We start from the raw sequence: 9,874 nt of genomic DNA on the forward strand, positions 1-9,874 counted from the left end.
TCGTCGGTGAACGACGCGCAGAAATGCCGCTGTGCTCTCCAATGGACACTCGATGCGGATGGGGCATTGATGACCTCCAGAGAGTCAGAGTCGCTTGAGGACGTCGCCGGGGCGACGCCTTTGGCGGAGCGTCAGGACGCGGGGAAAGCCCTGTGGAGAAACGGTCTTGGAGTGCGGCTCCGGATCGTTGCAGCCGCCGCGATGTGCACAGTTTTGGTCTGCGTTTCGGTAGCGCTGATCGACAGGCCAGTCGCCACATGGGTGCACGAACACCTTGGGTATCAGCGCTATAGCTGGTTCGCGGCGAATTTTCATGGTCATATGCTCAGGTTTGGCCCCTTCAGCTTTATGGCGGGCCCAGCCGAAGCAATCCGACCGCTCACTGCATTGGTCTTTGCGGTCCTGGCGATAGCCGCCACTGCTGGCTGGCGGCCGAAAATGCGCGGCCGTATCGCCTTAGCTCTGTGCCTCTCGGTTTTCGCCTCACTCGTGATCAGCGGCATGGCCAAAGAGGCGTTCGGACGAACCTGGCCCGAAAGCTGGCTCGGAGATAATCCGTCTTGGATTCGCGATGGCGCCTATGGGTTTTTCCCGTTTCACGGCGGAGACGGGTGGGGTTCCTTTCCGTCCGGTCATACGAGCGTCGTCACAGCGCCCGCGACCATTCTGTGGCTGGTCTGGCCTGAACTGAGAGTCCTGGAGGCGACGATTGTCGTGGTCGTGGTTGCGGGTCTGATCGGGGGGAACTATCACTTTGTGTCAGATATCATCGGAGGTCTCTTGCTCGGCGTCGCCATTGGGCTCGGGGTCGCCGGACTGGTGCTGTCCCCGAAAGACCCTGTCGCCGTGAATCGTCAACCTATTGAAGCTGACGCTGTTGGACGGTCTTGATCGGCGAACGCTGATAACCAGGATCAATGAGAGAAAGCGTCGGCTTTATCTGGCGACCGGACATGGGTCTAATGATAACCGTGACGGGGCCAGAACTTTCCTACGTCCGAACAGCACCGCAGACGACGGCAGTGCGCAAGGAGCGGCCCTTGCGGGAGGGCTTGGCGAACGGGTCAAATGCGACCGTAAGCGCGCGTTTGAACTTGGTCCCGATACGGCAGGCACTCGCCCCAGGAGCGGTCGTTCCCGACCAATGGACCAACTGTGACGCAGCATCCGTGACGCAGCATCCCCCGGTTCCGATCCGGCGAAGAATGTTACTCGCATCGTCAGGCCGGCTCCGGCGCGACGCGAGCCAGGATCTCAATAAGCTACGATGCACATCCGCCTCGGGCGCCATGTCTGATTTCAGGCGAACGACGGCATCACATGCTCGCTGAACAGCTCGACCGACCGGATCACATCGTCGATCTCCAAGTCTCCGAATGCAAACCAAGAGACGAGATAGTTGGAGCCGCAACGCTCCGCCTCCTCGAGCGCGTAGCGGCGTACAGTAACGGGCGAACCGGCGCAGCCATTCATCATGCCTTCCAGCTCCTCCCAGGTGTCCGGGTAGAGGTCCGTCAGCGGCGCGTTGTACCCGTTGTCGAGCCAGAGTTTGCGGAAACTACTTAACCAACGTTTGTAGGCTCGGGAGGCGAGAACCTTTGCATCCTTGTCGGTCTCGGCCACCACGATGTGCCTGCTGACGCCGACCAACGGCAGGTCCTTAATGTCGTGTCCGGCTTCGAGCCAGGCTTTCTTGTAGCGGTTTGTCATGTCCCTGACCTGCTGACCTGCTGATCGAACGCCAGCGTCACAGTGTTGGCGCCCGCCTTCGCGGCCCATTCAAAGCTTTCTGGAGTGCGCGTGGCGTACCAGAGTTCGGGATGCGGCTTCTGGATCGGGCGCAAATTCATTGGCACGTTGTTGAACGAGTAGTACTTGCCCTGGTAGGTGAGCGTTTCGGACTGGAGCGCCTTGAGGATGAGGTCGGACGCCTCGAAATAGCGCGCCTGCATCTCGCTGGCCGGGACGCCAAAGAAGCCGGCCTCGATCGGCGAAATTCCCCGCCCCATACCCAGCATGAACCGGCCGTCCGACAAGTTGTCCAGCATGCAGATCTCTTCAATCAGCCGGAGCGGGTGATAGAGGGGCAAGATGTAGATCAGCGGACCGATTTTGATGCGCTTGGTGCGCTGGGCCGCCGCCGCAAGAAAGATCGAAGGAGAACAGGCGTAGCCCAGAGGCGTACCGTGATGCTCGGCCACGTGGTAGCCGTACATTCCGCACCGGTCGTAGGCCGCGATTATCTTCAGCCGGTTCTCAAGGTGGCGCTTCAAAGGCAGGCCGCTGTCGTCGACATGATCGAACACGCCGAACTTCATGCTTTCCTCCCTAAAGACGTCACGGCCCGGCGTCCGCCAAGCCGGAATTCGATCCGACAAAGGAAGTCTCCTGCGGCCGGCAAGCTCTGTCATCTCCGGACTGCGCCAGCCAATCAAGAGGTCAGTTAGAACTTCCGCCCGCGTCGAGGGCGGCGAGCGTAGAGGGCGTTGGAAGGTCCAGTTCGGCGGGGCTCTTAACGTCGACTCCAGCCGTTGAATCGGTCGCGACGAACTCGCGTCATGCTCGTCCATTATCGGCTTTTCGCCTCAGGCGTTTCGGTTCTTGCTTGCCCTTCAGGGGGCGGCGGAATCCCCACCGCTTGCCGTCCTCACAAGGGGGGCGGAGGCGCTAGTGTCCGGACCTCGGCTTAGGTCTTCACTCCGCCCCATAGCGGTGCAGGCTCGCGCCGTGCGCCTTGAGCCACGCCTCAGCACGCTTCACGTCGGGAGACGTGCGTCCGACGACGGCCCAGAATTTCGGCGAGTGGTTCATGTGGAGCATGTGCGCTACCTCGTGGGCGGCGAGATAGTCGAGCACGTAGGGCGGTGCGAGGATCAGGCGCCAGGAGAAGCTGAGCCGCCCCGCCGACGAACAGGAGCCCCAGCGGCTGACCGTGTCGCGCACGGCGATGCGTTTCGGCTGGACGCCGATCGCCCGGGCGTGGCGGGCGACCGCGGCCTCGATGTCCTTGAACGCCTCGCGCTTCATAAAGTCGGCGACCCGCCGCGCCACATGCGGCCGCTCGCCGGCGACGCACAGAAGCGGGCCCTGCTCGCCCGCCTCGACCCAGACGACGCCGCGCGCGCCGGGCCGGTGGACGATGGTGTGGTCGACGCCGCGCAGCGGGGTCTTCGCCAGGGGCTCGAAGGCGACCGGCCGCGGCAGCCGCGCGAGCCGCACGCCGATCCAGGCCGAATGGCGCTCGGCGAATTCGCGCGCGGCCTTCATCGACGCCCGCGCCGGCATGGTGAGCAGAACGTCCCGGTTCGCCGTGCGGACCCGTAGGGTGAAGCGGCGCGACCGGGTCGAGCGGTTGATCGCGACGCGATAGATCTCGCCGTTGTGAGCAACGTCGAGACTCGCGGGCTCCGGCCCGCGATCGAACAGCCGCAACAATCCACCCATCGCCATCGTAAGCGCCGCAAGTCCTCTCGCCCGAATCGGAGTCTGGCGGCCAATATCCAACGCTTCGCGCCCGGGCCAAAATGTGGCGAAAGGCGGCGCCTGCCGCGGACGCCAGCGAACGCCCGAAGCGGGCGTTCGTTCCTCTTCAAAGGCCTGTTCGTTAGAGCGAGATGAATTGAGATCGAATCGCGCGGCATTCCGTCATCCGGCCGGCTGTCGCCGGCCACCTTGCCCCCAGGGCGAGAGGGACGCCGCCAGCCGGCCGGGTGAGGGCCCTCGGCGCGACCTCAGATCGTCATGCTCTCGCGTGCCGCCCTTCTGACGCATCGCACTCTTTTGAAGTGGGACGGACAATTTCGATGCTCCCTCTTTCCTAGGAAATAATTATGGCGTAATCTTTCTGCTGCAAGGAGGAATCCGATCATGCCCGTTCTTGCGTCGAAGCCTTCGGCGAATCCGGACGCTGGATCCGTGTTGACCAAGGCCGTCGTCAAAGCGGCGGACAAGCTCAACATCAAGGCCGGCGCGCTCGCGCCGATTTTGGGCGTCAGTGAGGCCACCGTGTCGCGGATGAAGCGTGGCGACTATTGCCTCGACGCCCGGACGAAGGCGTTCGAGCTCGGCGTTCTGTTCGTTCGGCTGTTCCGGTCGCTCGACGCGATCGTCGGCGGCGACGAAGCCGCCGCTCGCGCTTGGCTTACGAACCTGAACCTTGCCCTCGGGGGCGTCCCGATCGAGCAGATCCGCACTGTCGCTGGCCTTGTCGATGTCATCGCCTATCTGGATGCCAGCCGCGCTCCGATCTGAGCTTGCGCCCTACGAACGACGCGTTTGGCGCCTCGTCGAGGGCCAGCACCTCGTCTCGACCCGGAAACTAGTCGATTCCAACGCCGAGCAGCGGCTGCTCGAGGATCTGATCGAGGCAACCAAGCCCGTCGTTCCGGAAGACTGCCGCGGGTTAGACTATCTCTTGTCGACGCCGTTCCGTTATCGACCCGGCGCCCGGGGCTCGCGCTTCCGCAGGGCGGGCGCGACGCTCGGCGTGTTCTACGCCGCAGAAGAGCCACAGACCGCGGTCGCCGAGATGGCGTTCTACCGGCTCCTGTTCTTCGCGGAATCGCCGGCGACGCCCTGGCCGGTCAATCCTTCGGAATATACCGGCTTCTCGACCTCCGTGAGGACGGGCCGCGCGCTCGACCTGACCCTGCCGCCGCTGAACGCGGATCGAACGGCGTGGCGCGACCCGATCGACACGACGCGATGCCAGGCGCTCGCGGAGGCTGCGCGCGAGGCCGGCGCGGAGGTCCTCCGCTATGAGTCGGTTCGCGACCCCAAGGCGCGCGCCTGCGCCGCCGTGCTCAAATGTTCAGCCTTCGCCGAGCCCTATCCGCTCGATTATCAGACGTGGCGGATCGGCGTCGGCGCGGGCGGCGCCTTCGCGCTCCGGGAGTTCCCCCGCGCCGAGATCGACTTCGACCGGACGACTTTCGCCGCCGATCCGCGGATCGCGGACATGAGGTGGGAGCGATGAGGGAAAGACGGCCGGTCTCGTCAAAAGGCTCGGCTTGACAGCGAGGATAGAACCCGTCTGGCCTTTATCGAGGCGACCGCCTGCTGAGCCAACTGGGCGCACAGCGCAAGATTTCGAATCGCGCGCGCGGCGTTCGCCCGAGACGCCAGCCTGTCACGAAAGCCGCCAGTCGAGCTGCGGCGCGGGCTTCAGGAGAGTCGGCAGGCCGGCGGCGAGGAAAACGACGGCGTCCGAGGCGCGCGCGACCGTCGCGTTCGCCCGGCCCTGAAGGTCGCGGAAGTCGCGGCCGAGCCGCGTCTCGGGCACGAGCGACAGGCCGACCTCGTTGGAGACGAAGATCGCCGGGCCCGCGAGCGCGCCGATCGCTTCACAGAGCCGCCCGACCTCGGCCTCGACGTCGCGGCCGGAGAACATCAGATTCGTGAGCCACAGGGTGAGGCAGTCGACGAGAACGACCCGGCCCGGCCGCGCTTCGGCGGCAAGCGTCTCGACGAGGTCGAGCGGCTCCTCGCGCGTCGTCCAGCTTTCGCCGCGCGTCGCCCTGTGGCGCGCGATCCGGTCCGCCATTTCGGCGTCGCCCGGCTCGGCGGTCGCGAGATAGAGGCGCGCGGGCGCAGCGGCCTCGGCGAGTCTCTGCGCATAGGCGCTCTTGCCGGAGCGCGCTCCGCCGAGCACGAGGACGCTGCGCGCGCCGACCGTGATCGTGGCCATTGCCTTACCCTGGAAAGCCGAGCGGGCGCACGCCCGGATCGCATACGAGAAACCTTTCGGTCGGCATCCACCACACCTCGTCCGGACGAAACCTGTCGATCGCCCCCCAGTCGAACCCGCAATGCTGATAGCTCAACCACACGACGCGTTTGACGTGGCCGAGCAGCATCGGCTCCAAATGCGCGCCGGTGAACGAATCGCCGAGAATCAGGATTGTGGGCCCTGGATGGCCCGATGTCTGCACAAAGTCGCCGTAGGGGTCCGAGGTCAGCAGCTCCTTCTCGCCCGGGGGCAGCTTGAGTTCCTCGACGTCCTCGCTGACGGCGTCCGGTTCGCCGAGCATCCGCGCCAGATCGCCACCCTGGCGCGGCGAGGGGGGGTCGAGCGCCGTCGCCGGGTCGAGCCGCCAGTCGTGATGGCCGTCCGCCTCGACCACCGCGTTGAACGCGGCGAGCGCGCCCAGCGCCGTCCAGTGGCTGTCATGGCGGAAATAGGCTGCGCCCTCCGTCCGCGCCTCGGCCATGACCGGCCTGAGGTCGACCGTCCGCACGCCCCTGGCCGCCAGCCCTTCGAGGAAAAGGTCGTATTCGGTCCGCCCTCCGTGGTTCTGCGCCCAGTCCGGCAGGTCGTCCTGGTACACGGTGGAGCCGTTCGGCGGAGACGCGACCAGAAAGCGCACGCCGCGCTTTGCGAGCGCCGCGTTCATCGCCGCGACGAGGTCGACCGAGTCGGCGACGCGCTGATCGCGCAGGACGAGCCCGGCGCTTTGCCGCACCGCCTCCTCGCCGAGGTAGAACATCCGCCCGTCGCGGCCGACGAGCACCGAGTCCGACCCTGTGCCGAGCATCGGCTTGGTCAGGTCCTTGTGCGCCCGGATCAGCGCCTGCCTCAAGCCGAAATGGTCCTTGAGATAGGCGTCGAGCGCTGCGGGCAGGTTGAGCCACTCAGCGCCGGTTGCGGGCCAGCCCGGCGCGGGCGCGAGCCGTCGTCCCTCCTTCAGCACGCTTGCCGGGCCGTCGGGCGCGACGAGGCCGACGATGAGCGGCGCGGCGAGAACAAGCGCGGCGGCGCATGCGAAGTAGCGGCGATGACGCGCAATCATCGTGGGCGTCACCGGCTGAGCCCAACTGGCCAGACGCCCGACTTGCAGCTCATGAAGCGCTCTGTCGGCGCCCACCAGACTTCGTCGGGGTGGTAGACGTCGATCCACTTCCAGTCGAAGCCGCAGCGCTGGTGGTTGATCCAGATCGCCCGCGCGACATGCTGGACGAGCATGGTGGTGAAGAGGTCGGTGGTGAAGGAATCGCCGATCACCAGGACCGTCGGCCCGGGCTGGTCCGAGGCCTGGACGTGATCGGGCATGGGCCGCGGCGACAGCTCCGCCTCGCGCCGGCCTTCAGGCAGGCCGAGCTCCTGGTTCGGTTCGCTCAGGCCCTTCTCAACGCCGGCCACGCGCGCCACGTCGAGGGCCGTCCGAAGGCTCGGCGGCGCAAGCGCCCTCTCGGGGTCGATCGCCCAGTCCGTGTGGCCGTCGGCTTCCGCGATCGCGTTGAACGCCGCGATCGCCCCGAGCGCCGTCCAGTGCGAATCGTACAGGAAATAGGCCTTGTCGACGGCCTTTACCGCGGCGAGCGGCGGACGGAGATCGACCGTCTGGATTCCGCGCTTGGCGAGCTCGGCGAGGAAGAGGTCGTATTCGGTGCGCCGCCCCTTGTTCTGCGCCCAGACCGGCAGGTCGTCGTTGTAGATGGTCGCGGAATTCGGCGGCGAGGCGACGAGGAACCTGATCCTGCGCTTCTGCAGTTCGTCGCGCATTCTCGCGAGCATGTCGACAGTCTCGGCGACCCGCTCGTCGCGCACCACGAGTCCCGCGCTCTGGCGGACGAGGTCGTCGCCGAGATAGAACATCCGCCCGTCGCGACCGACCAGCACCTCCGTGCCGCCGAAGCCGAGCATGGGCTTGGTCAGGTCGTGATGGGCCTGGATCATCGCGTGGCGCAAACCGAAATGATCCTTGAGGAAGGCGTCGGTCTCGGCCGGTAGCTTAAGCCAGTCGGCCCAGCTTCCGGGCGCGCCGGGCGCCGGCGCGAGCCGACGTCCCTCGGCCTCGACGGTCGCCGGACTGTCGGGCGCAACGAGGCCGACGGCCAGGGGCGCGACGAGCAGCCCAAAGGCCAGCGCCGCAAACCGGCGTCGGCGACGCGCCAAAAGGGCCGGCCGCGCCGCGGCCTCCCCTTCCGGGCGCGGGGTTGCGCCGACGACCGCTTCGGCTCGGCCGTCCATGCTATTTCGCGGCCTGTTCGGCCGCGAAGCCTTGCGGCCGCGCGCCGGGATCGCAATAGAGCGCCCGTTCGGTCGGCATCCACCACACCTCGTCGGGACGGTAGCGGTCGATCGCCGTCCAGTCGAAGGCGCAGTGTTGGAAGTGCATCCAATTGACGCGCCCGGCATGCTGCGCCAGCAGCGGCGGAAAGAAACTCTCGGTGAAGGAATCGCCGATGATGAGCACGGTCGGCCCAGGCCGCCCCGTGTCGATCTCGGAGTCCGGCGTCGGCCCCCCGGTCAGGTTCGTCGCCTTGCCGGCCGGCGGGACCGCCAGCATGCGGGCCCTCTCCGTGGTCTGATCCTCGACGCCGAGAATGCGGGCGAGGTCGCCGCCGTTGCGGACGACCGGGGCGCCGAGCGCGGCTTCCGCATCGATCCGCCAGTCCGGATGGCGGTCGGCCTCAACGACCGCATTGAAGGCGGCGATCGCGCCGCGGAACGTCCAATGCGTGTCGTGCAGGTAGAAGATCTCGCCTGTCCCGCGCGCCGCCGAAACCGGCGGCCGGAGATCGATCGTCTTGATCCCGCGCGCGCGAAGGTCGCGCAAGAAGAGATCGTACTCCGTGTCGCGGCCGCGGTTCTGCGCCCAGACCGGCAGTTCGTCCTGATAGATGGTCGAACTGTTCGGCGGCACGGCGACGAGGAAGCGGATTCCCTTATGTTGCAGGGCCGCGTCGATTTCGGCGACGAGGTCGACAGCGTCCGACACTTTCTGGTCGCGCATCACGAGGCCGGCGCTCTGACGCACCATGTCGTCGCCGAGATAGAACATCCGGCCGCTGCGGCCGATCAGCACCGACCCTCCGCCGGAACCGAGCACCGGTTTCGTTAGCTGGCGGTAGGCGTGCATGAGAACCTGCCTCAGCCCGAACCGGTCCTTGAGCCAGGCGTCGACCTCGGCGGGCAGTTCGGCGAGCTGAGCCAGATTTTCGGGGGCGTTCGGCGCGGGCGCGGGCCGGCGGCCCTCCTTGAGGACCGAGGCAGCGCCGTCCGGCATGACGACGCCGACCGCGAGCGGCGCCGCCAGCATGAGGAAGGCGAGCACGGCGAAGTAGCGTCGGCCTCGAGCGAACATCGTCAGAACTTGAAGTAGAGGAAGGGGCTGTAGGCCCCCGCCGCCACCGTGATCATGGAGACGATCAGCAGCGCGAAGGTCCAGCCCGCGTCGGCCGCGGCCCTGATGAGCTGAGGCGCGGAGAGGCGCAACCGGAAGCGGGGCAGGATCGCGAGCAGGCATCCGATGACGAGCATGGTCACCGCCCGGTCGCTCAGCGCGTCGTGCATGTCGAAACTCACGTCGCCCGCGCCGTTCATCCCCACGAGGCTCAAGAAATAGTCGCCGGCGGTGGAAAGGTCCGCCGAGCGGAACAGCACCCAACCGCCGATGACGGCGAGGAGCGCGTAGAGCCAGCGGATGGCGACCGGCAGACGGTCGAGCCAGGCCTTGAGCCCCAGGCGCTCGACCACGAGGAAGGCGCCGTGCCAGAGGCCCCACAGCACGAAGGTCCAGTTCGCCCCGTGCCACACGCCGCAGAGCACGAACACGGTGATGAGATTGCGGTAGGTTTTGAGGTTCGTGCCGCGGTTGCCGCCGAGGGGGATATAGAGATAGTCGCGCAGCCACGACGACAGCGAGATGTGCCAACGCCGCCAGTACTCGGTGATCGAGAGCGACGTATAGGGCATGTTGAAATTGCGCGGGAAGGTGAAGCCGAGCACGATTCCAAGCCCGATCGCCATGTTCGAATAGCCGGCGAAGTCGAAATAGATCTGGATCGTATAGGCGATGAGGCCGATCCAAGCCTCGGGCAGCGACCGGCCGGAGACGTGATCGAAGGCGACCTGGGCGAGCGGCGCGACGAC

11 protein-coding genes are annotated in these 9,874 nt (G+C 66.4%); 3 read left to right on the plus strand and 8 right to left on the minus strand.

Features of this window, described 5'->3' with window-relative positions; genetic code table 11:
• The coding region (locus ACLP25_RS16035) for a phosphatase PAP2 family protein (protein ID WP_442470180.1) at positions 1-891 on the plus strand (891 nt) is incomplete at its 5' end.
• Between the two features lie 408 nt (positions 892-1,299).
• On the opposite strand, the gene ACLP25_RS16040 is transcribed toward ACLP25_RS16035, so the two are convergent.
• The 3 genes from ACLP25_RS16040 to ACLP25_RS16050 form a co-directional block, all read right to left on the minus strand.
• Entirely contained in the window at positions 1,300-1,710 is a 411-nt protein-coding gene (locus tag ACLP25_RS16040) for an LLM class flavin-dependent oxidoreductase (protein WP_442470181.1), read from the minus strand.
• Entirely contained in the window at positions 1,707-2,318 is a 612-nt protein-coding gene (locus tag ACLP25_RS16045; RefSeq protein ID WP_442470182.1) for an LLM class flavin-dependent oxidoreductase, read from the minus strand. Before ACLP25_RS16045 ends, ACLP25_RS16040 begins: the two co-directional genes overlap by 4 nt.
• Positions 2,319-2,694: 376 nt before the next feature.
• Positions 2,695-3,450 (minus strand): M48 family metallopeptidase, encoded by a 756-nt coding sequence (locus ACLP25_RS16050; protein WP_442470183.1) that lies wholly within the window; start codon positions 3,448-3,450, stop codon positions 2,695-2,697.
• Between the two features lie 417 nt (positions 3,451-3,867).
• On the opposite strand from ACLP25_RS16050, the gene ACLP25_RS16055 reads away from it, so the two are divergent.
• Positions 3,868-4,251, plus strand: a complete 384-nt coding sequence (locus ACLP25_RS16055) for an MbcA/ParS/Xre antitoxin family protein (RefSeq protein WP_442470184.1) — start codon at positions 3,868-3,870, stop codon at positions 4,249-4,251.
• The gene (locus tag ACLP25_RS16060) at positions 4,229-4,975 is read left to right on the plus strand and encodes an RES family NAD+ phosphorylase (protein WP_442470185.1); all 747 of its coding nucleotides are present in this window, start codon (positions 4,229-4,231) and stop codon (positions 4,973-4,975) included. The genes ACLP25_RS16055 and ACLP25_RS16060 overlap by 23 nt, the downstream gene beginning before the upstream one ends.
• A 153-nt stretch (positions 4,976-5,128) precedes the next feature.
• On the opposite strand, the gene cobU is transcribed toward ACLP25_RS16060, so the two are convergent.
• From cobU to ACLP25_RS16085, 5 genes are all read right to left on the minus strand, one after another.
• Positions 5,129-5,677 (minus strand): bifunctional adenosylcobinamide kinase/adenosylcobinamide-phosphate guanylyltransferase, encoded by a 549-nt coding sequence (gene cobU / locus ACLP25_RS16065; RefSeq protein WP_442470190.1) that lies wholly within the window; start codon positions 5,675-5,677, stop codon positions 5,129-5,131.
• 13 nt (positions 5,678-5,690) lie between these two features.
• Positions 5,691-6,788 (minus strand): alginate O-acetyltransferase AlgX-related protein, encoded by a 1,098-nt coding sequence (locus tag ACLP25_RS16070; RefSeq protein WP_442470186.1) that lies wholly within the window; start codon positions 6,786-6,788, stop codon positions 5,691-5,693.
• 8 nt (positions 6,789-6,796) lie between these two features.
• Positions 6,797-7,969: an alginate O-acetyltransferase AlgX-related protein gene (locus ACLP25_RS16075; protein ID WP_442470187.1), complete on the minus strand. Its 1,173-nt coding sequence runs from the start codon at positions 7,967-7,969 to the stop codon at positions 6,797-6,799.
• A 1-nt stretch (position 7,970) separates the two neighbouring features.
• Positions 7,971-9,086, minus strand: a complete 1,116-nt coding sequence (locus ACLP25_RS16080; protein ID WP_442470188.1) for an alginate O-acetyltransferase AlgX-related protein — start codon at positions 9,084-9,086, stop codon at positions 7,971-7,973.
• A gap of 2 nt (positions 9,087-9,088) precedes the next feature.
• Positions 9,089-9,874: MBOAT family O-acyltransferase (locus ACLP25_RS16085; RefSeq protein WP_442470189.1), on the minus strand; the 786-nt coding region annotated here is incomplete at its 5' end.

Source organism: Roseiarcus sp., from assembly GCF_052145395.1.
GTDB lineage: Bacteria > Pseudomonadota > Alphaproteobacteria > Rhizobiales > Beijerinckiaceae > Roseiarcus.

Bases quoted from the DNA above. Each gene is read 5' to 3' on its own strand.
- ACLP25_RS16040 (WP_442470181.1), bottom strand. From the start codon at position 1,710: ATGACAAACCGCTACAAGAAAGCCTGGCTCGAAGCCGGACACGACATT.
- ACLP25_RS16045 (WP_442470182.1), bottom strand. From the start codon at position 2,318: ATGAAGTTCGGCGTGTTCGATCATGTCGACGACAGCGGCCTGCCTTTG.
- ACLP25_RS16050 (WP_442470183.1), bottom strand. From the start codon at position 3,450: ATGGCGATGGGTGGATTGTTGCGGCTGTTCGATCGCGGGCCGGAGCCC.
- ACLP25_RS16055 (WP_442470184.1), top strand. From the start codon at position 3,868: ATGCCCGTTCTTGCGTCGAAGCCTTCGGCGAATCCGGACGCTGGATCC.
- ACLP25_RS16060 (WP_442470185.1), top strand. From the start codon at position 4,229: ATGCCAGCCGCGCTCCGATCTGAGCTTGCGCCCTACGAACGACGCGTT.
- ACLP25_RS16070 (WP_442470186.1), bottom strand. From the start codon at position 6,788: ATGATTGCGCGTCATCGCCGCTACTTCGCATGCGCCGCCGCGCTTGTT.
- ACLP25_RS16075 (WP_442470187.1), bottom strand. From the start codon at position 7,969: ATGGACGGCCGAGCCGAAGCGGTCGTCGGCGCAACCCCGCGCCCGGAA.
- ACLP25_RS16080 (WP_442470188.1), bottom strand. From the start codon at position 9,086: ATGTTCGCTCGAGGCCGACGCTACTTCGCCGTGCTCGCCTTCCTCATG.